This window comes from Pseudomonas sp. GM78 (assembly GCF_000282475.1).
GTDB lineage: Bacteria > Pseudomonadota > Gammaproteobacteria > Pseudomonadales > Pseudomonadaceae > Aquipseudomonas.
In genome coordinates this window covers 13470-37446 of record NZ_AKJF01000108.1, presented here as the reverse complement: position 1 = coordinate 37446, position 23977 = coordinate 13470, and the positions used below count along the sequence as shown (strand labels likewise).

At 60.2% G+C, this 23977-nt stretch carries 16 protein-coding genes; 5 read left to right on the top strand and 11 right to left on the bottom strand.

Annotated features, from left to right (window positions below):
• Positions 1 to 24 precede the first annotated feature (24 nt).
• Both PMI35_RS13580 and sugE read left to right on the top strand, forming a co-directional pair.
• Entirely contained in the window at positions 25 to 990 is a 966-nt protein-coding gene (locus PMI35_RS13580) for a bile acid:sodium symporter family protein (RefSeq protein ID WP_008060874.1), read from the top strand.
• A gap of 120 nt (positions 991 to 1110) precedes the next feature.
• Positions 1111 to 1425: a quaternary ammonium compound efflux SMR transporter SugE gene (gene sugE / locus PMI35_RS13585; protein WP_008060873.1), complete on the top strand. Its 315-nt coding sequence runs from the start codon at positions 1111 to 1113 to the stop codon at positions 1423 to 1425.
• A gap of 60 nt (positions 1426 to 1485) precedes the next feature.
• Here sugE and PMI35_RS13590 read toward each other — a convergent pair whose 3' ends face one another.
• From PMI35_RS13590 to PMI35_RS13620, 7 genes are all read right to left on the bottom strand, one after another.
• The gene (locus tag PMI35_RS13590; protein ID WP_032831695.1) at positions 1486 to 2280 is read right to left on the bottom strand and encodes a TenA family transcriptional regulator; all 795 of its coding nucleotides are present in this window, start codon (positions 2278 to 2280) and stop codon (positions 1486 to 1488) included.
• A 45-nt stretch (positions 2281 to 2325) separates the two neighbouring features.
• Positions 2326 to 4785 carry an EAL domain-containing protein gene (locus PMI35_RS13595; protein ID WP_008060871.1) on the bottom strand — a complete coding sequence of 820 codons (2460 nt, stop codon included), beginning with the start codon at positions 4783 to 4785 and terminating at the stop codon, positions 2326 to 2328.
• A 137-nt stretch (positions 4786 to 4922) separates the two neighbouring features.
• A complete protein-coding gene (locus tag PMI35_RS13600) occupies positions 4923 to 6740 on the bottom strand; it encodes an ABC transporter ATP-binding protein (protein WP_008060869.1) in 1818 nt (605 codons plus the stop codon).
• Complete coding sequence (locus PMI35_RS13605; RefSeq protein ID WP_177325078.1) at positions 6733 to 7335, bottom strand: DsbA family protein; 603 nt, start codon at positions 7333 to 7335, stop codon at positions 6733 to 6735. The genes PMI35_RS13600 and PMI35_RS13605 overlap by 8 nt, the downstream gene beginning before the upstream one ends.
• Before the next feature lie 36 nt (positions 7336 to 7371).
• The gene (gene trhO, locus PMI35_RS13610; RefSeq protein WP_008060867.1) at positions 7372 to 8313 is read right to left on the bottom strand and encodes an oxygen-dependent tRNA uridine(34) hydroxylase TrhO; all 942 of its coding nucleotides are present in this window, start codon (positions 8311 to 8313) and stop codon (positions 7372 to 7374) included.
• A 173-nt stretch (positions 8314 to 8486) separates the two neighbouring features.
• Positions 8487 to 8786, bottom strand: a complete 300-nt coding sequence (locus tag PMI35_RS13615) for a BolA family protein (protein ID WP_008060866.1) — start codon at positions 8784 to 8786, stop codon at positions 8487 to 8489.
• Between the two features lie 13 nt (positions 8787 to 8799).
• Entirely contained in the window at positions 8800 to 9318 is a 519-nt protein-coding gene (locus PMI35_RS13620; protein WP_008060865.1) for a DUF2059 domain-containing protein, read from the bottom strand.
• 192 nt (positions 9319 to 9510) lie between these two features.
• Here PMI35_RS13620 and PMI35_RS13625 point away from each other — a divergent pair, with 192 nt between their 5' ends.
• On the top strand, positions 9511 to 10905 hold the full coding sequence (locus PMI35_RS13625) for a class II fumarate hydratase (protein ID WP_008060864.1): 1395 nt from the start codon (positions 9511 to 9513) through the stop codon (positions 10903 to 10905).
• A gap of 129 nt (positions 10906 to 11034) precedes the next feature.
• Here PMI35_RS13625 and PMI35_RS13630 read toward each other — a convergent pair whose 3' ends face one another.
• From PMI35_RS13630 to pap, 3 genes are all read right to left on the bottom strand, one after another.
• Positions 11035 to 11994, bottom strand: coding sequence for a DMT family transporter (locus PMI35_RS13630; RefSeq protein ID WP_008060863.1), 960 nt, complete (start codon positions 11992 to 11994; stop codon positions 11035 to 11037).
• 143 nt (positions 11995 to 12137) lie between these two features.
• Positions 12138 to 13322, bottom strand: coding sequence for a thiolase family protein (locus PMI35_RS13635; RefSeq protein ID WP_008060862.1), 1185 nt, complete (start codon positions 13320 to 13322; stop codon positions 12138 to 12140).
• A gap of 105 nt (positions 13323 to 13427) precedes the next feature.
• Positions 13428 to 14933: a polyphosphate:AMP phosphotransferase gene (pap, locus tag PMI35_RS13640; RefSeq protein WP_008060861.1), complete on the bottom strand. Its 1506-nt coding sequence runs from the start codon at positions 14931 to 14933 to the stop codon at positions 13428 to 13430.
• Positions 14934 to 15093: 160 nt separating this feature from the next.
• On the opposite strand from pap, the gene mnmC reads away from it, so the two are divergent.
• A complete protein-coding gene (mnmC, locus tag PMI35_RS13645) occupies positions 15094 to 17076 on the top strand; it encodes a bifunctional tRNA (5-methylaminomethyl-2-thiouridine)(34)-methyltransferase MnmD/FAD-dependent 5-carboxymethylaminomethyl-2-thiouridine(34) oxidoreductase MnmC (RefSeq protein ID WP_008060859.1) in 1983 nt (660 codons plus the stop codon).
• Between the two features lie 5 nt (positions 17077 to 17081).
• Here the strand turns inward: mnmC and PMI35_RS13650 are convergent, their stop codons facing one another.
• The gene (locus tag PMI35_RS13650) at positions 17082 to 21908 is read right to left on the bottom strand and encodes an NEL-type E3 ubiquitin ligase domain-containing protein (RefSeq protein WP_008060858.1); all 4827 of its coding nucleotides are present in this window, start codon (positions 21906 to 21908) and stop codon (positions 17082 to 17084) included.
• A gap of 296 nt (positions 21909 to 22204) precedes the next feature.
• Here PMI35_RS13650 and PMI35_RS13655 point away from each other — a divergent pair, with 296 nt between their 5' ends.
• Positions 22205 to 23977, top strand: coding sequence for an N-acetylglutaminylglutamine amidotransferase (locus PMI35_RS13655; protein WP_008060856.1), 1773 nt, complete (start codon positions 22205 to 22207; stop codon positions 23975 to 23977).

Here is a 23977-nt window from a genome sequence, read left to right as displayed (position 1 = left end):
CTTTCTTACAATAAGGATCTGGCCATGCGTGCACTGGCTGCATTGAGTCGTTTTGTCGGTAACACCTTCGCCTACTGGGTACTGATTTTCGCCGTCGTGGCGTTCCTGCAACCGGCCTGGTTCATTGGCCTCAAGGGCGCCATCGTGCCGTTGCTGGGGCTGGTGATGTTCGGCATGGGCCTGACTCTCAAGCTCGAAGACTTCGCCGAAGTCGCCCGGCACCCGTGGCGCGTGGCTTTGGGCGTGGTGGCGCATTTCGTGATCATGCCCGGCGTGGCGTGGTTGCTCTGCCAGGCGTTCCATTTGCCGCCAGAGATCGCCGTCGGCGTGATTCTGGTCGGCTGCTGCCCAAGCGGTACCTCGTCGAACGTGATGACCTGGCTGGCCCGCGGCGACCTGGCGTTGTCGGTGGCCATCGCCGCCGTGACCACCCTCCTCGCTCCGCTACTGACCCCGGCCCTGATCTGGCTGCTGGCTTCGGCCTGGTTGCCGGTGTCGTTCATGGAGCTGTTCTGGTCGATCCTGCAGGTGGTGCTGCTGCCGATCGTGTTGGGTGTGGTTGCCCAGCGTGTGCTCGGCGACAAGGTTCGCCACGCGGTGGATGTGTTGCCTCTGGTTTCGGTGGTGAGCATCGTGATCATCGTCACCGCCGTGGTCGCCGCCAGCCAGGCGAAAATTGCCGAGTCGGGGCTGTTGATCATGGCCGTGGTCATGCTGCACAACAGCTTCGGTTACCTGCTGGGTTACTTCACAGGGCGCCTGTTCAAGTTGCCACTGGCCCAGCGCAAATCCCTGGCGCTGGAAGTCGGGATGCAGAACTCCGGGCTGGGCGCGGCCCTGGCCAGCGCGCACTTCTCACCGCTGGCGGCGGTGCCAAGCGCACTGTTCAGTGTGTGGCACAACATTTCCGGGGCGTTGCTCTCGACGTACTTCCGTCGCATGAGCGAGAAGGAAGATCGCCAGGTCGCGGCTCAGCAGGCAGCTGACTGATCAGGAAAACTTGATCCCCCGGTTAATGCTGGGCACTATATTGCGCAACGCGAGGACGACCTCGCGGCTCGATCGAGTCATTAACCTGGGGACGACCCCGTCAATCGATGGAGGTCTTCCTTGTCCTGGATCATTCTGTTTTTCGCGGGCCTGTTCGAAGTGGGCTGGGCCGTTGGCCTCAAGTACACCGATGGTTTCAGCCGCCCGTTGCCCACTGCCCTCACGGTAGCGGCGATGGCCGTCAGCCTTGGCTTGCTGGGCCTGGCCATGAAGGAATTGCCGCTGGGCACGGCCTATGCAATCTGGACTGGAGTGGGTGCTGTCGGCACCGTGATCGCCGGCATCATTCTGTTTGGCGAATCCATGGCGCTGGTCCGCCTGGCCAGCGTGGCGTTGATCATCACCGGGCTGGTGGGGCTTAAAGTCAGCGCCTGACACCTGTAAAAAAGCCCGCCCCTGTCACCAGGGGCGGGCTTTTTCATAGGCGTTTAACGATCAGCTTTCGGCCATCTCCAATCGCTCACGCATCATCGGGGCCTTTTCCGAATGCTCCAGTTGCATGCAACGTTCCAGGAACAGAAACATGTAGTCGTAGCTCTTGCACACGGCCTGGCGCAATTCCACCTGCAAAGACTTGCTCGGGTTCATGCCGGCCAGGGTGCAGATGATTTCCAGTGCTTCCCACGGGTGGGCATCGTCATACTGGGCATGCATCTTCAGCCACTTCATGGCCCGCTTGCGATCCTCCTCGGGGAAGGCTGCTGCGTACAGACCATTGGAACAGACCACCGCCGACCACTCACCGGTCGCGCCTTCGATGGCGTAATTGGTGGCGGCAATGGCAACGATCAGCGAATCGGCAGAACTGGTGTGCCAGCACCAATGGCTCAACGCATGAAGTTCAGGGGCTACCTGCTGCGCCTGCAGGTCTTCCAGGCTGACGCCGTGGGCACGACTCCAGTTCACCCAGTAGTCGGCATGGTTGAGTTCGACACGAATGTTGCGCATCAACCAGCGACGCGCCATGTCTTCGCCCGGGTGGCGGGCAAAACGGGTCTTGGTCAGGTTCTGTGCCATGTATAACGCGAACTGTTCGACCACGGGCCAGCCCCCGATCAGGTACTGGCGCATCGTCTTGGCGCTGAGTCTGTTATCTCGCATGCGCTGATACAGCTCGTGTTCTACAACCCGGCGCTTACTCGCGCTGCAATCCTGAATCAGGCGCTGGGCCCAGGCGGGATAACTTGCAGCTTCCATGAGTGGTCCGGTTCGGTTGAATGTCTCGATCACTGTCGGGTTCCTTTTGATTGTGATTGTTCTGATCAACGAGAGACTTCAACGGAACGTGCCTGGCGCCTTGAACAACAGGGGCTGCGGCCTGGCTGGACGACTCTTCAAGCTGTCGCAGGTAAACAGATGCGGGCGTTCAATGACATACCCTTGAGCGTAATCAACCCCGATTTCCAGCAATGCCTGCTCGATCTGGGGCGTTTCAACAAACTCGGCAATCGTACGCTTACCCATGACATGACCGATGTGGTTGATCACTTCGACCATGGCGCGGTTAATCGGGTCGTCCAGCATATCCTTTACGAAACTCCCGTCGATCTTCAGGAAGTCTACAGGCAAATGTTTCAAGTAGGCGAACGAGGACATACCGGCGCAAAAGTCGTCGAGGGAAAACAGGCACCCTAAGCCTTTGAGTTCATTGATGAATTTAATTGCACTGGCAAGATTTGAAATAGCACTGGTTTCAGTGATTTCAAAACAAATTATTTCAGGTGGTATGGCGTAACTAATGAACTGTTGACGCAGGAAGTCCAGGAACGCTTCATCTCCTATAGTTGTGCCTGACAGATTAATCGCACACATCGCCAAAGGCTCTTTGTGCTTCTCGGCTATACATTGGGCAATGATCTTGAATACATTCTGTACAACCCAACGATCCAGGGAAGTCATCAGGCCATAACGTTCGGCTGCCGGAATAAAACTGTCGGGCAATATCATGCGCCCGGCTTCGTCATGCAGGCGCAGCAGAATTTCGATATGCCCACCACCCTGTTCAACATGCCCGAGCGGGGCGATTTCCTGGGCGTACAGGCAAAAACGATCTTCTTCCAGGGCCATGTGCAAGCGCTGCACCCAGGCCATTTCGCCAAAGCGCAGGGATAGCTCCGAGTCGTCGGCGTGATACACCTGGACCCGGTTGCGGCCCTTTTCCTTGGCCATGTAGCAGGCCATGTCAGCCGCGCGCAGCGAAACTTCGAGAGTGGTCGGATGCGCATTGATATGCACCAGCCCGATGCTCACGGTGGTCACGAACGGCCGCCCTTTCCACACGAAATGCAGGTTCTGCACGGTCTGGCGCAAGCCCTCGGCGATTTTTTCGGCCGCCTCCGGCGCACAGTTCTCCAGCAGGATGCCGAACTCGTCACCGCCCAACCGGGCCAGGGTGTCGCTCTCGCGCAATCCGGATTGCAGCAGCGCACAGATGTGCCGCAGCAACTCGTCACCCGCCGCGTGCCCGCAGGTGTCGTTGACCAACTTGAACTGGTCCAGATCGAGGAACATCAAGGCGTGGCGCCCAGGCGTTCGCGTCAAGGTCTGCAGCGCCTGTTCCAGACGGAATTCGAACTCGCGGCGGTTGGCGAGCCCGGTCAACGCATCATGGGTTGCCTGCCAGGACAGATTGGCAATGTATTGCCGCTCCTGGGTCATGTCATGCAGCACCAGCACGGCACCGCTGACCTTCCCGGCATTGCGGATCGGCGCCCCCACCAGCGTGACCGACACCGTGCTGCCATCGAGGCGCTGAATGAGCTTGGAATGTTCGCTGCCGCCACTGAGCTGACCGCTCAGGATGTGCTCGATCAAGGTAAAACCATCGGCCTGGGCATTGTCATCCAGCAGGTTGAACAGCGCTGCCAGTGGCAAACCGGTCGCCTGTTCGGCTTTCCAGTGAGTCAAGGCTTCAGCGGCCGGATTCATGTAGGCGATCGCGCCCTCGACATTCGTGGTGATCACCGCGTCGCCAATCGATTGCAGGGTGATTTGCGCCCGCTCCTTCTCCAGTTGGAGGGCGTCGGCAAACGCGTGCCGCTGCTTGAGCAGTTTGTGCGTGCGCAGCAGCGCCAGGGCGATCAGGCCGAGGGCGGTGGCCAGGTTCGTCGCCAGCAGCAGGCGCAGGATCATCCGCGAGCCTTCGCCCAGGGCATCGCTGAACGCCTTCGCCGCTGGCGTCACCTCGTTGTTGATGGCGAAAATCTGTTCCTTCCAGCGATGGATGTCAGCGGGGTCGGCCGGCTTGACGCTGATGTGCCGGTGCATGTCCCTGGCGACATCATCGAGTTGATCAAGGTGCGCGTCACCCACGGTCCAGCGATCGATGGCTTTTTCGAGGTAGCTGAAATGGCGGAAATTGAGGTACAGCCAGATCAGGCTGGGGACGTCATCGGGATGGTTGCCACCCTTGAGAATCGCCACCCTGGCCGCCTCGATATCGGGTGGCTGCTGGTCAAGTGCCAGACGCAGCTCATGCCCTCCCTGAGGGACGGCAATGGCCTCCTGGTACTTGAGGAATTTGCTCTCGTCGCGACTGTCGGCATACAGATTGAGGTAATAGATGGCGTCCTTCTGGCCCTTGGACCATAGGCTTTCACCGGCAACATAACCACGAACCGCCGACAATACATAAAGACTGACGCCCCCCAACAGGGCCTGAAATAACACAACGGCGATAAATGGCCAGACGATGCCCAGCAACCGTGGCGTTCCGAGAGTCCGCGCTTGATTCATGAGGTCCCTTGTTTTAGCACTACCAGATCATCATCCACGTGATCGCTACAGCTAGACTAGGGGGCCTTCCGCATCCCGGCAAGCGGCACCCTGCCTCCCATTGCGGGAAAGTTCACTCAAGGTGCCTTGGCACTGAGTCAGTGCTGCTGCAGATGCCCATACAGCTTGGCGTACAAACCACCATCGGCGATCAGCTGCTGGTGGTCGCCATCCTCGGCGATCTGCCCACCGTCAAACACCAGCACCCGATCGGCCTGTTTCACCGCGGACAAGCGGTGGGCAATGATCAAGGTGGTGCGGTGGCTGAGGAATCGCGCCAGGGCCTGGTGCAGGTTGTATTCGGTGGCGGCATCCAGCGCTGAGGTGGCCTCGTCGAGAATCACCACCTTGGGATCGGCCAGCACCATCCGCGCAATGGCCAGGCGTTGGCGCTGGCCGCCGGACAAGCGCACGCCGGAACGCCCGACGATGCTGTCCAGGCCATTGGGCAACTCGTGCACAGTGTTGTGCAATTGCGCGATTTCCAGGGCGTTCCAGCACGCCTCGTCGCTGCGCTCGCGTCCCATGGTCAGGTTCGCGCGGATGGTGTCATTGAACAGCGCCGGGTGTTGCAGGACCACCGCGACATTTTCCCGCACGGTCTCCAGGCCGATCTCCTGCTGGGTCGAACCACCGAAACGGATGGTCCCGGCCAGCGGCGTGTACAAGCCGAGCAGCAACTGCACCAGGGTGCTCTTGCCGCCACCGCTGGCGCCGACGATCGCGACCTTTTCGCCGGGCGCAATCGACAGGTCCATCTGGTTCAACACCAGCTCGTCGCCGTAGCCGAAACTCAATCCCTGGACTTCGATGCCAACGGTTTCACGACCTTTGAACGGGTCGACACCGCCCGGGTGTTGCGGCTCATCGGCCCGGGCAAGCAGCTCGTTGATCCGCGATAGTGCGCCGCCGGCAGCGTAATACGCGTACTGCAGGTTCAGCAGTTGTTCGACCGGGCCGATCATGAACCACAGGTAGCTGAACACCGCGAGCATCTGGCCGATGGACAGGTCGGAAAACAGCACGGTGAGCATGGCGGCGGCACGGAAAATATCGATACCGAACTGGAACAGCAAACCGCTGGCCCGGTTCGAGGCATCGGTTTTCCATTGCGAGTTCACCGCGTAATCACGAACGTCCCGGGCTCGTTGCCCTAAACGACCGAGGAAAAAGCCCTGGCGGTTACCGGCCCGCACTTCCTGGATCGCGTCCAGGGTTTCGGTCAACGCCTGGGTGAAGCGCGAGGTGCTGTCGTTCTCGAGTTTCTTCAGGTGCTTGACCCGCTTGCCCAACTGCACCGTGGCGTAGATCACCAAGGGATTGAACAACAGGATCAGCAGCGCCAGTTGCCAGTGCATCCACACCAGGATGCCGGCAGTGCCCACCAGCGTCAGCATGGCCACCAGGAAACGACTGAGGGTTTCGCCGACGAATTTGTCCAGGGTGTCGAGATCTGTCACCAGGTGCGTGGTCACCGTGCCGCTGCCCAGGCTTTCGTATTCCCCCAGCGAAATACGCTTGAGGCGTTCGATCAGGCGGATGCGAATGCGGTAGACGATGTCCTTGGCCAAGGCGGCGAACAGGCGCGCCTGTACCACGTTGAACAGCAATGCCGCGCAACGCAGGGCCAGGGTCACAACCAGCATCAGGCCGATGTAGCCCGCGGCTTTCTGCCAGGCATCGGGCAGTGCGAGGTTCATGATGTTCAGCGCGGCGTCGCCGTGCCCCAGCAACACTTCGTCTACCAGCAACGGCAGGAGTAAGGGAATCGGTACGCTGCACAGGGTCGCCAACACGGCCACGCCGTTGGCGATCCACAGGGATTTCTTGTGATGAAGGGCCAGGCGACGGATTTCTGCCCAGCTCAGCCGGTCGACACGTTTGACGGTTGGGGTGTCGTCGGCCGGATCATGCACAGGCAGCACGCTCCAGCCAGCGGCCGAGCAAGGGGGACAGGACACTGAGGGGTTGATAGCCATTGGTCAGCAACGCCAACTGGCCATTGCGTTCAGCCAGCAACGTCGGGAAACCGGCAATGCCCAGGTCCTGGACCCAGGTGAAATCGGCAGCCGTCGCGGCGTGAGTATCAGCACGGTCGAAAGCGGCGGCGAATTCGATGCGCGGCAGCCCGGCCTGTTCCGCCAACTCAACCAGAACGCTGGCGCGGGTGACATCGCGACCTTCGGCGTAAAACGCGTGCTGGATCAACCCCAGCAGCTTCCACGCGCAATCCGGTGCCAGGCCGCGTGCAGTCACCAGCGCCCGGCATGCCGGCTCGGTGTCATAGACGAAGCCGTCGGGCAACGCACCCTCGAGCTTGAAGGGTTGCCCCGTGGCCTCGGTGACGGCCTGCCAGTGCTCAAGGATGTAGCGGCGGGTGCTCGGCTCCAGCGCCGAGCCACTGCCGGTGCGCAACCCACCCGCCACCAGGTGCACGTCCACGCCTGCGGCTTGCGCCTGCTCGACCAACGCGTTGGCCACCGGGGCGAAACCCCAGCACCAGGAACACATCGGGTCCATCACATAGAGCAGGCGTGCAGACATGGTTCAGGCCTCGGTGGATGCTTGCTTGTAGTTGTAGCCGATCGGGTGCGGCATGTTGCGAGCCTTGGCCAGTTCGATCTGCTTTTGCCGGTCGATGGCGCTGCGACGGGTTTTCTCGCTCAGCGTATCCCAGCAATGCGGGCAACTGATCCCGGCCACGTAATGCTCGCTGGCCCGGTCGTCGACGCTGACCGGTGTACGGCAGGCATGACATTGATCGTAGTCGCCTTCGCTCAGGTCGTGGCGAACCGTCACGCGGTTGTCGAACACGAAGCAGTCGCCCTGCCACTTGGTTTCTTCCTGAGGCACCTCTTCGAGGTATTTCAGGATGCCACCCTTGAGGTGATAGACCTCATCGAAGCCCTCGCTGAGCATGTAGCTCGAGGCTTTTTCGCAACGAATGCCGCCGGTGCAGAACATCGCCACCTTCTTGTGCACGGCAGGGTCGAAGTTGGCTTTGATGTAGTCGGGAAATTCGCGAAAACTGGTGGTTTTCGGGTCGATAGCGCCTTCGAAGGTACCGATCGAGACTTCGTAGTCGTTGCGGGTATCGATCAACAGCACTTGCGGGTCGCTGATCAGCGCGTTCCAGTCCTGCGGGTCGACGTAGGTGCCGACTTTCTTGTTCGGGTCCACGCCTTCGACGCCCAGGGTCACGATCTCTTTCTTGAGCTTGACCTTGGTGCGGTAGAAAGGCTGCTCGTCGCAGTACGACTCTTTATGGTCGATGTCGTCCATGCGCGGGTCGTTCTTGAGCCAGGCCATCAGCCCGTCGATGCCTTCGCGGCTGCCGGACACGGTGCCGTTGATGCCTTCCTCGGCGATCAGCAGCGTGCCTTTGATGCCGTTGTCGACCATGGCCTTGAGCAGGGGCTCGCGCAGGGCGACGTAATCTTGCAGGGTGACGAACTTATACAGTGCCGCCACGACAATCTGTTGTGTCATGGGTAAATCTCCAGGTGGCTACCCTCGTAAGGGGTGAACCGGATGCGAAAAAAAACGCGCCGCAGGAGCGGCGCTTTGGACATTCTAACAAATAATTGTAGGAGCTGGCTTGCCAGCGAAGGCGTCCTCGAGATCGCCTTCGCTGGCAAGCCAGCTCCTACAGGGGGGGCGTGTCAGGATTTGCTGCCACCGGCACAAGTCGGCGAGGCCGGGGCCGCGTCGATTTGTGCCCATTCCTCAGGCGTGTAGGTATGCAGCGCCAAGGCGTGGAACTCGCCCATCAGCTCGCCAAGCGTGCCGTAGACCTTCTGGTGGCGCTTGACCCGGTTCAAGCCTTCGAACTGTGCACTGACCACCACGGCCTTGAAGTGGGTTTGCAACCCACGGCTGTGCATGTGGCTTTCATCCAGCACCTGCAAATGCTCGGGCTGAAGCAGGCCCAGCGTCGATTCAATGCGTTGTTGCATGGTCATGCCCAACTCCGGCTCAAGGCTTTTTCTTGGCTGGTGCGGCTTTAGGCTCCAGCTCGGCGGTCATGTCAGCCAGCAGCTTGTTGACCACAGGCACCGCGCTTTCCAGCTTGGCCTGGGTCATCTGGGCCGATTGCTGGGTCAGCTGCGGCATTTTTTCCAGGACTTTCTTGCCCAGTGGCGACTGGTAGAACGCGACCAGGTCCTTGAGCTCCGACTCGGTGAAGTTGGTGGTGTAGAGCTTGACCATGTCCGGCTTCAGCTTGTTCCAGCCAATGGCCTGGTCCAGGGCGGCGTTGGCCTTTGCCTGGTAGGTTTCGAGTACGGCTTTTTTCGACTCGGGGGCTTTGGTTTGCTGGAAGCGCTGGGCGAACATCTGCTGTACTTGCATGTACACCGGAGTACCCAGTTTGTCAGCATGCGCCAGGGTCAGGAAAGCCTCGGCACTGGCGTTGTGGCTGGCGGTATCGGCAAAAACAGGGCCGCTGGCGCAGACCAGTGCAACCGCGGTACAGATGGCACGAAGACGAGTCATCGAGTTTCCTTTTCTAGCAGGCGAGGTAAAACCCCAAGGACGTCCATTCTGCGCCTAAAAAACTCTGTCGCTCAACCCCAAGCCTTGTCGCGCCTGATTTAGAGGGGTTGAATGGGCAGAATCCAGACTGATGGAACCACGGCCGCCGATCACGGCCTAAACTGCGCAATCAGACCTACAGGAGTGTGCACGATGAGCCGAATCGAAACCGACAGCCTGGGCCAGGTGGAAGTCCCGGATGAGGCCTATTGGGGGGCTCAGACACAACGCTCGCTGGTCAACTTTGCCATCGGCGACGAACGCATGCCGCTGGCGGTGCTGCACGCCCTGGCGCTGATCAAGAAAGCGGCGGCACGGGTCAACGACCGTAACGGCGATTTGCCCGCCGACATTGCCAGGCTGATCGAGCAGGCAGCCGACGAAGTACTCGATGGCGAGCATGACGATCAGTTCCCGCTGGTGGTCTGGCAGACCGGTAGCGGCACCCAGAGCAACATGAACGTCAACGAAGTGATCGCCGGACGCGCCAACGAACTGGCCGGCAACCCGCGTGGCGGCAAGTCGCCGGTGCACCCCAACGATCACGTCAACCGCTCCCAGAGTTCCAACGACTGCTTCCCCACGGCCATGCACATCGCCGCCGCACAGGCGGTGCAACAGCAATTGCTGCCGGCGATCAGCGAACTGTCCGGTGGCCTGGCCGAGCTGTCGGCCCGCCACATGAAACTGGTCAAGACCGGCCGCACCCACATGATGGACGCCACGCCGATCACCTTTGGCCAGGAAGTCTCGGCGTTCATCGCCCAGCTCGATTACGCCGAACGGGCAATCCGCAGCGCGCTGCCGGCGGTCTGTGAGCTGGCCCAGGGCGGTACGGCGGTCGGCACCGGGCTGAACTCGCCCCACGGTTTCGGTGAAGCCATTGCCGCGGAACTGGCCGCCCTGTCCGGCTTGCCGTTCATCACCGCGCCGAACAAGTTCGCGGCCCTGGCCGGCCACGAGCCGCTGACCACATTGTCTGGCGCGCTGAAAACCCTCGCCGTGACGCTGATGAAAATTGCCAATGACCTGCGTTTGCTGGGCTCCGGCCCGCGCGCAGGCTTCGCCGAAGTGAAACTGCCGGCCAACGAACCGGGCAGTTCGATCATGCCAGGCAAGGTCAACCCGACCCAGTGCGAAGCGCTGTCGATGCTGGCCTGCCAGGTCCTGGGCAACGACGTGACCATCGGCTTCGCGGCGAGCCAGGGTCACCTGCAGCTGAATGTGTTCAAGCCGGTGATCATCCACAATCTGCTGCAATCGATCCGCCTGCTGGCCGATGGCTGCAGCAACTTCCAGCAGCATTGCATCGCCGGCCTGGAACCGGACGCCGGGAAAATGGCTGAACACCTGGAGCAAGGGTTGATGCTGGTGACGGCGTTGAACCCGCACATTGGTTATGACAAATCGGCAGAGATTGCCAAGAAGGCCTACAGCGAAGGGCTGACGTTGCGTGCGGCGGCGTTGCAGCTGGGGTATCTGACCGACGAGCAGTTTGATGCCTGGGTGAGGCCGGAGAATATGCTGGAGGCAGGGGCCAAGGGCTGAGGTTAGCGGTGACTGACAGTCAGTCATCGCGGGCAAGCCCGCTCCCACAGGTTATGCGTCGACCACGAAATCTGTGAACAACACAAAATCTGTGGGAGCGGGCTTGCCCGCGATGAACGATGACGCGGTCTAACTGGCCGCCATCCTCACCTTGCGCGCCTTGAGCCCGGCAATCAACGACGGCCCCAACGCCACCAGCGCCGACCCCAACACCACCAATATCGCCCCGCCATACCCCAGGCCATTGATGGTCTCGGCATGCACATACTCCGGCCACCACCAGGCGGCCACGGCAACGGCACCAAAGGTCACCAGCGGCGTGATCGCCAATGTCGCACTGACCCGCGACGCCTCCCAATGCGCCAGCGCCTCGGCAAATGCGCCATAGGCAATCAGGGTGTTCATGCAGCACGCCAGCAACAGCCAGCCTTGCAACGGGTTCAATTGCAGGGCTTCCAGCGGATGCACCCAAGGTGTCAGCAACAGCCCGCAAAACAGGTAGATCACCATCATCACCTGCAGCGAATTCCACACCGTCAGCAACTGCTTCTGCCCCAGCGCGTAAAAGGTCCAGACCGTAGACGCCAGCAACACCAGCAAAACACCGGCGGTGTAGTCGCTCAACGAGGTCAGCAGCTCACTCAGGCGCTGGTTGAAAAACAGCGCAAAGCCGATCAACAACACCAGCAGGCCAATCCCCTGCCCCAGGCTGAACCGTTCCTTGAACACGAACACACTGGCGATCAGCAACATGATCGGGCCCATCTGCACCACCAGTTGTGCTGTGCCGGGGCTGAGCAGGTTCAACCCCATCAGGTACAGCACGTAGTTGCCCACCAGGCCGAGCACCGCCATCAGCACCAGCCAGCCACCCCGCGGCCCGAGTACCTTGCGGCTCGGCAGGCGCCTGGTCGCCGCCAGGTAGATGAACAGGCAGCCACCGGACACCATCAGGCGAAACCAGGTCACCGTGACCGGGTCCATCACCAGCAGTACCTGCTTGAGTTTGATCGGCAGGATTCCCCACAACAGCGCGGTCAGCAAGGCCAGCAACAGCCCATAAACCCAGCGACCCGATGAAACGTGCATGCGAACCCCAATCCGGAAAACAAGTCGCGTCATTCTAGGCGCTAAGCCGGGTGGTACACAGGGACAGTTAACGCCTGGCCGCGAATGAAACTGTGCAGGTCGCAACATGGTTCTGGCCAGAGGGTACATGCACAAGCGTCGGATCAGCGCACCGCCTCGAACAACCCGGTAGCCCCCATCCCGCCGCCCACGCACATGGTGACGATGCCGTAACGCAGATTGCGCCGCTGCAACTCGCGAACGATATGCCCGACCTGACGCGAACCGGTCATGCCGAACGGGTGACCAAAGGAGATCGAGCCGCCATTGACGTTGTACCTGTCGTTGTCGATCTCCAGCCGGTTACGCGCGTACAGGCACTGCGAGGCGAAGGCTTCGTTGAGTTCCCACAAATCGATATCGCCCAGGTTCAGGCCCTTGGCCTTGAGCAGCTTGGGCACCGAGAACACCGGGCCGATGCCCATCTCGTCCGGTTCGCAACCCGCTACGGTGAATCCGCGGAAGAACGCTTTGGGCTTCAAGCCCAGCGCCAGGGCTTTTTCCAGGCTCATCACCAGGGTCATGGAGGCGCCGTCGGACAGCTGCGACGAGTTACCGGCGGTGACCGAGCCATCTTCAAGGAACACCGGTTTCAACCCGGCCAGGCTTTGCAGGGTGGTATCCGGGCGGTTGCAGTCATCGTGATCCACGACGCCTTCGAGAATCTGCACCTGGCCGCTGGTCTTGTCTTCAACCCGGTACTTCACCGCCATCGGCACGATTTCATCGTCGAACAACCCCGCCGCTTGTGCCTGGGCAGTGCGCTGCTGACTTTGCAGGGCGTACAGGTCCTGTTCTTCGCGGCTGACGTCGTAACGTCGAGCGACGATTTCGGCGGTCTGGCCCATCGGGAAGTAGATCCCCGGTACCTGCTCCTTGAGCAGCGGGTTGATCAGGTGATCGGTGTTGATGCTTTTCATCGTCAGGCTGATGGACTCGACGCCACCGGCAACGATGATGTCGCTGCAACCGGATGCGATCTGGTTGGCGGCGATGGCGATCGCCTGCAAGCCTGACGAGCAGAAGCGGTTGAGGGTCATGCCGGCCACGCCGATGCCCAGGCGCGACAATACCGCGACGTTGCGCCCGATGTTGTAGCCCTGGGAGCCTTCGTTGGAGCCGGCACCGACGATGCAGTCCTCGACGCTGGCCGGGTCGATCCCGGTGCGCGCCAGCAAGGCGTCGACACAATGCGCCGCCATGTCGTCGGGACGGGTCATGTTGAACTTGCCGCGAAAGGATTTGGCCAGGCCGGTCCGCACGCTGTCGACGATCACCACTTCACGCATGGCATACCTCATTGTTGTTGTCGGTTGAGAGTGGACCGAGCATAAGCCCACCCAATAACCGACTGCGACAATCATTCATCCCGCGTATGCGTAACCATCGCCTGGCTACTTGCCCTTGCGCTTGTCCGACTTTTCGAACGCCTCTTCCAGTGCGCGGTTGATGGTGCGCAACACCTTGACCCGTGCCCAGCGCTTGTCATTGGCCTCCACCAGGGTCCAGGGCGAGATTTCCGTGCTGGTGCGGTCAACCATGTCGCCGACGGCAGTGCGATAGTCGTCCCACTTGTCGCGGTTGCGCCAATCGTCCTCGGTGATCTTGAAGCGCTTGAACGGGATCTCTTCGCGTTCCTGGAAGCGCTCCAGCTGCGTCTGTTTGTCGATGGCCAGCCAGAACTTGACCACGATCACCCCGGCATCGGTGAGCTGTTCCTCAAAGTCGTTGATTTCACCGTAGGCACGCAGCCAGTCCGCCGGGGTGCAGAAGCCTTCGACGCGTTCCACCAACACCCGGCCATACCAGGAACGGTCGAACACGGTGAATTTGCCCCGCGCGGGAACATGCCGCCAAAAACGCCAGAGATACGGCTGCGCCCGTTCGTCTTCGGTGGGCGCGGCAATCGGCACGATGTTGTATTGGCGCGGGTCCAGCGCCGCGGCCACCCGGCGAATCGCCCCGCCCTTGCCCGCTGCGTCATTGCCTTCAAACACCGCCATCAATGCGTGGCGGCGCATGCGTTTGTCGCGCATCAACCCGGAAAACCTCGCCTGTTCGGTGATCAGTTGCTCTTCATAATCGCCCTTGGCCAAATTCAGGGTCAGGTCGAGGCTGTCCAGCAGGTTCAATTGATCGACGCTTGGGAACACCGGCGCGGCGTTTACTTTTTCCGGGTGGATTTTCGGCCGTTTCAGGGCGCCCTGCAGGCCTTCGAGCAAAATTTTCCCCACCACCAGGCTGCGATAATGCGCATCCTTTCCGGCGATCACATGCCACGGCGCATAGTCACGGCTGGTACGGCGCAAGACGCGTTCACCGTACTTCACAAAGCGGTCGTAGGTTTCGGACTGCTGCCAGTCCAGCGGGCTGATGCGCCAGCTGTGCAACGGGTCATCGGCCAACGCCTTGAGGCGCGCCTTCATTTGTTTCTTGGAGAGGTGGAACCAGAACTTGAAGATCAGGGCGCCTTCGTCGCAAAGCATTTTTTCCAGGCGTTCGGCGCCGTTGATGCTTTGATCGAACCTCGGGTCCTTGATAACGCCGTGCACCCGAGCCTGCAGCATCTGGCTGTACCAGTTGCCGAAGAAGATGCCCATGCGGCCCTGGGCCGGAAGCATCCGCCAGTAGCGCCAGGCCGGTGGTCGCGCCAGCTCTTCGTCGGTTTGCTGATCGAAGGTGCGGACCTCGATCAAGCGCGGGTCCATCCATTCATTGAGCAACTTGACCGTCTCACCCTTGCCGGCGCCTTCGATGCCGTTGATCAGGATGATCACCGGAAACCGGCTCTGCTGGCGCAGTTCGAATTGCGCTTCAAGCAAGGCTTCACGCAGGGCCGGTACCTCGGCGTCGTAGGTTTCTTTGTCGATGGCGTGATCGATTTCAGCGGATTCGAACATGGGCGGCTCCCTGGCAGATGTGAGCAAGACTAGTGGATTGACCGCTCCCGCGGGGCAGAAATCCCATTTTCATCGCGTTGGCCGATGCAGGCCTTGCCATGGATCATGCCCCCTTGCCGCGATCGGATAGAATGGCGACCTTGCCGTTGCCGAGCCTGCCATGAAACCTGTAATGCCCCACGCCCAGATCGACTGGGACGACCAAGGGCTCCCGCGCTCGCGGGTGTTCGATGATGTGTATTTTTCCGACCTGTCGGGGCTGGACGAAACCCGCTATGTGTTCCTGGAACAGAACGCTTTGCGTGAGCGTTTCGCCGCGCTGCCGGCGGGTGGGCGATTGGTGATTGGCGAAACCGGGTTCGGTACCGGGTTGAATTTCCTGTGCGCCTGGCAGTTGTTCGAGCAGCACGCGGTGGCCGGTGCGCGACTGCATTTTGTCAGTGTCGAAAAATACCCGCTGAGTCTGCCCGACCTGCAACGGGCGCTGGCGTTGTGGCCGGAACTCAAGCCGTTCGCCGATCAACTGCTGGCGCAATACAGGGCGATCCACCAGGGCTTCCAGCGCCTGGTTCTGGATAGCGGCCGCGTCACGCTCACCTTGCTGATCGGCGATGCACTGGAGCAGCTACCGCAACTGGACGCGCAGATCGACGCCTGGTTTCTCGACGGTTTCGCGCCGGCGAAAAACCCCGACATGTGGACCGCCGAACTGTTTGCCGAGCTGGCCCGCCTGGCGGCGCCCGGCTCAACCATCAGCACCTTCACCAGCACCGGTTGGGTGCGCCGGCTGCTCAATGCCGCCGGCTTCAAGATGAAACGTACGCCCGGCATCGGCCACAAATGGGAAATCCTGCGCGGCACCTTCCTTGGCTGGCCAGCAGAAACGCCGACGCCCGCCGTGGCGAAACCCTGGTTTGCCCGACCGACCCCGCTAACAGAGGAACGTCACGCGCTGGTGATCGGCGCCGGGCTCGCCGGCTGTGCGACGGCCGCCAGCCTGGCCGCACGCGGTTGGCAGGTGAGTCTGCTGGAGCGTCACGATGCGCTGGCGCAGGAAGCCTCAGGCAATCCCCAGGGCGTGCTGTACCTCAAGCTGTCCGCCCACGGCACCGCATTGTCGCAATTGATTGTCAGCGGGTTCGGCTACACCCGGCGCTTGCTTGAGCATTTGCAACGGGGCGTTGACTGGGACGATTGCGGGGTCTTGCAACTGGCCTTCAATGCCAAGGAAACCGAGCGTCAGGCGCAGTTGGCGACGGCGTTTCCCAGTGACTTGCTGCACACACTCGACCGGGCACACGCCGAGGCTCGCGCCGGTATCGCACTGCCTGCGGGAGGCCTGTTTTACCCTGAAGGCGGTTGGGTGCACCCGCCTGCGCTGTGCCAATGGCAGGCCGGGCAATCGAACATCGAGTTGCTGACCCATCACGATGTGTTGGAGTTGCGCCGTGTGGACGGAAGTTGGCAAGCATGGGATGGCGACAGCTTGCTGGCCGAAGCACCTGCGGTGGTGCTGGCCGGCGCTGCCGAGATCAAGCGATTCACTTTCAGCAGCGAGTTGCCGCTCAAGCGCATCCGCGGACAAATCACCCGCTTGCAGCAAACAGCTTCAAGCCGGGCGCTGAGTACCGTGGTGTGCGCCGAAGGCTATGTCGCGCCGGCACGCTTGGGCGAACACACCCTGGGGGCGAGTTTCGATTTCAACAGCGACGACCTGACCCCAACCACGGCCGAACATCTGGGCAACTTGCAGATGCTTGAAGAAATCTCGCAGGACCTGGTCGCCCGGCTCGGTGCGCACACCTTGCAAGCCGATGAACTTGAAGGCCGCGCCGCGTTTCGCTGTACCAGCCCGGATTACTTGCCGATTGTCGGGCCATTGGCCGACAGCCAGGCATTCGTCGACGTCTACAGTGCACTGAGCAAGGATGCCCGGCAAATCCCGGACATCCCCTGCCCCTGGCTGGATGGCTTGTACGTCAACAGCGGCCACGGTTCCCGAGGATTGATTACAGCGCCGTTGTCAGGTGAATTGATCGCCGCGTGGCTCGATGACGAACCACTGCCACTGCCCAGGGCTGTGGCGGAGGCCTGTCATCCTAACCGCTTCACTTTGCGTCGCTTGATACGCGGCAAGGCCTGAGGTGATCAATCCAACGTAAAACAGGTCCTTGCCGCGTCGGCGTCCATGGCAGCCTGGGTCAGGCCCTTCAACAAATCGTGTTCAGCCGTCTTCATATCAGCGTCGATGCGGTCGAGCGTGGGGCCATAGTCCTCGCCAAGCTTTGCTTCGTTTTCAGAAGCCGTCTGCTCCCGCACTTGAAAGGGCGCAATCATTTCGGAGAATTTCTCGCCATGATGCGCTCGCAAAAAATCGCTCCAGAACGAGCGTTCAATGAGGGATGTCAAGAGTTCAGGTGAAAGTTCTGCGGTAATGACTTTGTTGTAGGCCGCATCCAGGTCATTTGCGTTTACACCACTCACCAATTCAAAACGCATGTGCCGGGGTTGACCGATCAGTTCGAGCCTGTCGGCCAGACCGGTGCAATAAGCCAGCTCAACCTCCACATCATCGAGCGCTGGATTGGCCTCGACCCGTTCCTTGGCAATTTTGGCAAGATAATCCTGTCGGAACAGGCGACGCCCAAGTCTCAACAGCCGAGCGGCCTTATCATGGGCATTAGCGGACAGTCGAACCTCCTTTTCGATCTCGACGGCGACCTCAATATTACTGAAGAGCGACGCCGCGTCATCAGCGCAACGGGCTGTCGCCGCCATCTTCAGCAATAGACGGCACAACGCCTCATCGCTCCGGGTCGCCTCCATGACACTCCAGACCCGCCATGTCATGTTTTCATGCACAAAGCGGCTATCGGCCGAACTTCCAAGTTGTGCCAGCAATTCAAAGAATGCTTTCGATTCGGGGTTTTCCTTTAGCGCCAGCCATACACCATTACGACGGGCATAGGTCGCTTCAGCCGGTTTGGGCATCCACAGGTCTCGAGCCCTTTGATCATGGACCACCACAGTTTCATTTTGCCACAGACCCATCCCGATGCCCGTATTGCTATGGAAGGTCCCCAGCCTCGCTCGGCTACGTGCGGATACGGGGTTACCACTCAGGTTGATCGACAGAGCGTTTCGCTGACGGAGGTTGAACAGCCACTCCGGCAACTCCACTATGTTGTTTCCTCGCAGGTCCACGAAGTCCAGATCCAGAACGTGTTGAAGCCCGACAGGCAGTTCCGTCGCGTGAGTATCACGCAGTAACAGTTCTTTCAGATTGATCATCTTGCTGACGTCAACCGTAGCTCCCAGGTTGTTGTCGCTCAGCCCCAACGAGCGCAATTTGTGCATGTCCGCCAGTTTGCGCAAGGTGTACTCGGTCAGTTGTATCTGATTACCCTGCAGGCTCAATTGCTCAAGATCGGGCATGTACGACAAGGCTTCAGGCAATCGCTTGAGGTTATTGTGGTCCAGGTTCAGCGTGACAAGCCCTTTGAACGGCGCAAGGAAATACGCCAGCTCATCGCCAGCCTTCATCTCAGTGATGGAAAGGCTGCGCACATGGGCAACATCCTGCTCGGTCAGCGTCGGTAATGGGCCTACAGGGTTGCGCTCCAGCCTGAGCATTGTAGAAGTACGAGTGGACCGTGCTATCCGGCGCCAGCATTTTTCGATGGTATTGGCCACTTGACGACGGCTGACACGGATATCGTTTTCATTCCCCGGCAGCTTCTCTACTGCTTCAGCTATTGCCACTTTATCGTCACGCCAGGTGTGCAGCACACCGCGCAGTTTTTTCAGTTGCTGCTCCAGTTCCTTGATTCGATTCACCCGCTGCATCTGGGTGCTGCCGGCGCTGTCGAGAAACGCCGAAGCCTGGGCATCCGTGAACAGCGGATAAAGTTTTTTGACTTTACGAATCAAGCCCCTTGCATACGAGTTCGCAGCGGGGGAGTCCGCCTGGACACAGGCAAAAAGGTGTTTGGGTGTATCACTGCGCTCCCCTCGCAACACCCGCCCGGTACGCACCGGATCGCCAGCGGCGGCCCTCGACAATCGTGCCCGTAACGTCGGTACATCCAGCGGATCTTCGCCCGTGAGACTCATGCGCGTGCGCTGGGTCGTTGGCAATGCGTCAAGTATCGACCCCAGCAGCGTGTCGCTGGTCAGCGTGGAAGACACATTGCCAGCGGTTTGGGTGACCTGGTAACCGGTGGGCGTCTTGACAATGATCCCGAGCGACTGCGCATCCATTTCGCCCACGCTGTCCAGCAAGGTGCCGGTCGCGGAACCCTGTCGCACTTCAAGTCGACAACTGCCGTCCCAGCCTTGCACCCTTTCCATCAGCCCGAGCGACAGTTTGTCGGTGTCGGCATTGGCCAATCGCGGGAGGTGCAGCCCGGTGAGCGCACGGTCCTGCCTGATCTGCGCCTGTGCTTCGCTGACCTGTACGGCGAGATCCATGCCGAGGATCTTGCGGTCACGCAAAAAGCTGCGATCGCTGGCAGAGGCGTTATCCAGCAATTCCTCGCATACCCTCGTGGGAAGGTCAGCGGTGTGTTCGCGCAACAGCGCCAAGTCACCGGTGGCGGTGCCGTCCCAGGTTTTATAGAGCCACTCGAACAGCGGCTGGCGACCACTCTTGAGGCTTGTCGCGATTTTCTTTGCCAACAGCTGCGATTTCGATTCAATGGTTGTCTTGCCGATGATGCCCTCCACCTCAGTCGGGTAGAGCCCATTGATGACCGTATCGAGCAGTTTTCCCGAGTCCAGTTCCGATTGAAGGACGTGCACGCTGTTGACGTCATCATCATGCGGCGCCGTCTCGGGGAAGCGGGACACGACCAGGTCTTCCCCGTCGCGCACTTCAATGAAGCGCTCCGTCGGCCAGCCGGGCAGCCTCGGCAGCGTATGCAGTTGCTCCTGGATGAAGTCCTTGTTTGCGCTCTCTCCCCCTTCCATTGCCGCGACCATCGTGGTGATGCGCCGGTCGATCCTGAAGCGCTCGACACAATCGTTCAGCCGCTGTGGTAACTTGAGGTTGCTTTCATGAAGCCGATGCAACTTGTCAGGCGTCATGTCGGTGATGTCGGCAATCGCTTCCAGGTCATCGCCCAGATCACCCAGGCGCGGATTCGTGCGCTCCAATGCATAGGCACCGTCGCGCCACTCGTGCGCATGCTCATAGACATGCCGCCAGCCCCCTTCGACATTTCGCTCGACGGCAGGCGCAAAGGCGTCAGTACGCACAGAATGATTGAGGGTCCATGGCGATCCCTCTGCGCTTTGGGTGACTCGATAGGGAGCACCCTCGATGACGATCGACGTCTGCCCGGCATGCCGGTAAAGCCCCTGCGCATCAGGTTGCGCGTCAATTGGCAAAGCCGTGGTCTGTTTGTAGGCGTCGAGGTTGGGCTTCCACAATTTAGCCGTACCATCAGCGTGAGTGACGGCCTCGAACTCGTCGAAGAATGCCTCCTGCTCCTTCGCGCCCTTACCGATGGCTTTGGCGATGATTTTTCCACCAACGGCAAACGCTGCCAGCTGCGCGACGTTTTCCACCACACTCAACAAATGTGTCAACGCCTCGGCCCGCTCGCCGTGCGTCCAGTCCACCACGCCTTCATACACCTCACTGACGATATCGACGACCGCCGCAGCCAGCATGAGCTGGCCGATCACCGGGACGAAAAAAGCGGCTGCGTTCAACAACACAAGACCACCATCGATCAATGCCTGAAGGTTTTTTTCCCGCTGCTGCTCATCGACGTCTTCAGTCGGCACGGCAAGCATTTGCGCGTCTTTTTGAGTCGTGCTGACAAAAGTACTGAAGAAAAAATCGCCAAGACAGGTGTCGGCAGGAGCGGCAGCGAGCGTGCCCAAGGTCTTGCCCTTGTCAAACCCGGTAAAAAACCCGGTTTTATCGTGGCCATGCAGGTACTGCCCGGCGAAAGACTTTCTGTAGCTTTTGCTTTGCAAATGGAGGGTCAGGTAGACCTTGAAGTCATCCAGCGAGGCGTATTCATACAGGGGTCGTCGGGGTTCGTTCGGCATGTAGACCACACACCGGGCCTTCGGCTCGGTATCGATGGAGACTTTGGTAAATACCAGTGCCCCACAGATGCAAGTGTCGTGAATCATCAAGCCCTGCCATTGCACCGGCCCGCCATCGAACGATGCGCCCCTGGTTTGAGCTGCCGGGAGATCCTGATCGATCACACTCAGCAGCATGGTATAGACCGCGGGAGTGATGTCCTTTTTCAGGGAGGCCATGTGCAGGGCAACCCGCATGTCCAGCACCTTCAGGCGCCGAATGTCCGCAACGCTGGCCCGGTCATCGACAGGTGCATCTTTTGCGGGTTTGGCCGGCAATGCCAGGGCCTGGTCGATATGGCGCTGATAGCGAGCCCCCAGGTCGAGTTCACGACACAGTGCTGCGAATTTTACAGGGGTGATTTCAGCGTCTGATTGGGCTTGTTCATTGATGCGAATTACCGACTCTGCTGGAAAACCGCCGCTCCCCGCTTCCCCGGAAGTAAAGTTTTCCATGGCCGCCTGGAGCAGGCTGCGTGATGTCGTGGTTTTTTGATCCGGGTAACCGAGGACCGGGAGCGCGCCTGTGGACGTGTACAGAGTTTTCGTGATGTCCAGCATGTCCCGCTCGACATCAAAATCGACTGTCCATTTACCCTTGAGGAATTCGGTCAGTTGCTCTTTACAGAACTCGTCCAAGGGCTTGAGTTTCTTGAGCGCCTCCGTGACCTTGCCTTGAGTTTCAAATGACTGCTCGAACGCAGCCTTCAGAGCCTGCACCACGGTAAGGTCCGCAGTCGCCAACCAGGGTGCAATGGACGCTTTCAACACTTGCGCTTTGTCCAGGTCTCCTGTGTGTTCCAACAACGCTTCGAGGCGTTGTGCCGAGGTCAGCGGCTCCGCTGCGGTGGCGGTTTTGGAAGTCGTAGCCAGCATGAGCAATATCCTTATTGCGTGAAGAGACGCTCAGTCTAGGAAGCCCGGCAGGCAATTGATAATTCGAATACCGGGTCGGATCGCAACCCATCCCAGCAGCTACTTCTATGCATCCCAGCAATAGTTACCGCCACGGCCAACGGTGGTTCTGCCGTGCCTGCCATTCGCCCCGCTATTCCTGCTTATAACTTATCGTTCTAAAACTCCCACAACCGAGGCGGGTCAGTTTTTGAGTACCTGCCCTTTTGGCACGGTATCGATTGACCCTCCCCAACGGAAAAACCGGTAAGGAATTTATGTGCGGATTAGCTGGCGAGTTACGTTTTGACAATCAACCTGCAGACCTTGCAGCCATTGAGCGAATCACCCATCACCTGGCACCTCGAGGCCCTGATGCCTGGGGTTTTCATAGCCAGGGGCCGATTGCCCTGGGCCATCGCCGCCTGAAAATCATGGACCTGTCGGACGGCTCGGCGCAGCCGATGATCGACCAGCAACTGGGCCTGTCCCTGGCCTTCAACGGCGCGATCTACAACTTCCCGGAACTGCGCAGCGAACTCGAAAGCCTCGGTTATGCCTTCTATTCCGGGGGCGACACCGAAGTGCTGCTCAAGGGCTACCACGCTTGGGGCGAAGCGCTTTTGCCCAAGCTCAACGGTATGTTTGCCTTCGCTATCTGGGAGCGCGACGCCAAGCGCCTGTTCATCGCCCGGGACCGTCTGGGCGTGAAGCCGCTGTACCTGTCGCGCACCGGCCAGCGCCTGCGCTTTGCCTCGGCGTTGCCAGCTTTGCTCAAGGGCGGAGACATCAACCCGATCCTCGATCCGGTCGCGCTCAATCATTACCTGAACTTCCATGCCGTCGTCCCGGCGCCACGCACGTTGCTGGCCGGCATCGAAAAACTGCCACCGGCGACCTGGATGCGCATTGAAGCGGATGGCCGTACCGAGCAGAAAATCTGGTGGACCCTGCCCTACGGCCCACACGAGGATGAGAAAAACCTGACCCTCGAAGACTGGCGCGACCGCGTACTCGACAGTACCCGCGAGGCGGTGGCAATTCGTCAGCGGGCGGCGGTGGACGTTGGCGTGCTGCTGTCGGGCGGTGTCGATTCGAGCATGCTCGTCGGCCTGTTGCGTGAGGTCGGCGTGGAAAACCTGTCGACCTTCTCCATCGGTTTCCAGGATGCCGGCGGCGAGCGCGGTGACGAGTTCCAGTATTCGGACCTGATCGCCCGGCATTACGGCACCCAACATCACCAATTGCGCATCGACGAAAAAGAGATCATCGAGCAACTGCCCGCCGCCTTCCGCGCCATGAACGAGCCGATGGTCAGTCATGACTGCATCGCTTTCTATCTGTTGTCCCGCGAAGTGGCCAAGCATTGCAAAGTGGTGCAAAGCGGCCAGGGCGCGGACGAGCTCTTCGCCGGTTATCACTGGTACCCGCAGGTCGATGGCGCCAGCGACCCGTACGCTGCCTATCGCGACGCGTTCTTCGACCGCAGCTACGACGACTACGCTGCCACCGTTCAGCCGAAATGGCTGACCGCGAATGACGCCGCCGGCGACTTCGTGAAGGAACATTTCGCACAGCCCGGTGCCGATGCGGCGGTGGACAAGGCCCTGCGCCTGGACAGCACGGTGATGCTGGTGGACGACCCGGTCAAGCGCGTCGACAACATGACCATGGCCTGGGGCCTGGAAGCGCGCACGCCGTTTCTCGACTATCGCCTGGTGGAATTGTCAGCCCGGGTGCCGGGCAAATTCAAACTACCGGACGGCGGCAAGCAAGTGCTCAAGGAAGCGGCGCGCCTGGTGATTCCGAGCGAAGTCATCGACCGCAAGAAAGGCTACTTCCCGGTGCCGGGCCTCAAGCATTTGCAGGGCGACACGCTGAACTGGGTGCGTGAATTGCTTCTGGATCCGAGCCAGGATCGTGGCCTGTTCAACCCGGCGATGCTCGACCGTTTGCTGACCGATCCACAAGGCCAGTTAACCCCGTTGCGCGGCTCCAAGCTGTGGCAACTGGCGGCGCTGAACCTGTGGCTCAGTGAACAAGGAATCTGA

What these genes read in the sequence shown, in the direction of transcription:
- PMI35_RS13635 (WP_008060862.1), bottom strand. Translation starts at nt 13,322, where the DNA reads ATGCGTGAAGTGGTGATCGTCGACAGCGTGCGGACCGGCCTGGCCAAA.
- PMI35_RS13620 (WP_008060865.1), bottom strand. Translation starts at nt 9,318, where the DNA reads ATGACTCGTCTTCGTGCCATCTGTACCGCGGTTGCACTGGTCTGCGCC.
- PMI35_RS13630 (WP_008060863.1), bottom strand. Translation starts at nt 11,994, where the DNA reads ATGCACGTTTCATCGGGTCGCTGGGTTTATGGGCTGTTGCTGGCCTTG.
- PMI35_RS13650 (WP_008060858.1), bottom strand. Translation starts at nt 21,908, where the DNA reads ATGCTGGCTACGACTTCCAAAACCGCCACCGCAGCGGAGCCGCTGACC.
- trhO (WP_008060867.1), bottom strand. Translation starts at nt 8,313, where the DNA reads ATGACACAACAGATTGTCGTGGCGGCACTGTATAAGTTCGTCACCCTG.
- PMI35_RS13605 (WP_177325078.1), bottom strand. Translation starts at nt 7,335, where the DNA reads ATGTGTTCCTGGTGCTGGGGTTTCGCCCCGGTGGCCAACGCGTTGGTC.
- mnmC (WP_008060859.1), top strand. Translation starts at nt 15,094, where the DNA reads ATGAAACCTGTAATGCCCCACGCCCAGATCGACTGGGACGACCAAGGG.
- PMI35_RS13595 (WP_008060871.1), bottom strand. Translation starts at nt 4,785, where the DNA reads ATGAATCAAGCGCGGACTCTCGGAACGCCACGGTTGCTGGGCATCGTC.
- PMI35_RS13615 (WP_008060866.1), bottom strand. Translation starts at nt 8,786, where the DNA reads ATGACCATGCAACAACGCATTGAATCGACGCTGGGCCTGCTTCAGCCC.
- PMI35_RS13625 (WP_008060864.1), top strand. Translation starts at nt 9,511, where the DNA reads ATGAGCCGAATCGAAACCGACAGCCTGGGCCAGGTGGAAGTCCCGGAT.
- pap (WP_008060861.1), bottom strand. Translation starts at nt 14,933, where the DNA reads ATGTTCGAATCCGCTGAAATCGATCACGCCATCGACAAAGAAACCTAC.
- PMI35_RS13655 (WP_008060856.1), top strand. Translation starts at nt 22,205, where the DNA reads ATGTGCGGATTAGCTGGCGAGTTACGTTTTGACAATCAACCTGCAGAC.
- PMI35_RS13580 (WP_008060874.1), top strand. Translation starts at nt 25, where the DNA reads ATGCGTGCACTGGCTGCATTGAGTCGTTTTGTCGGTAACACCTTCGCC.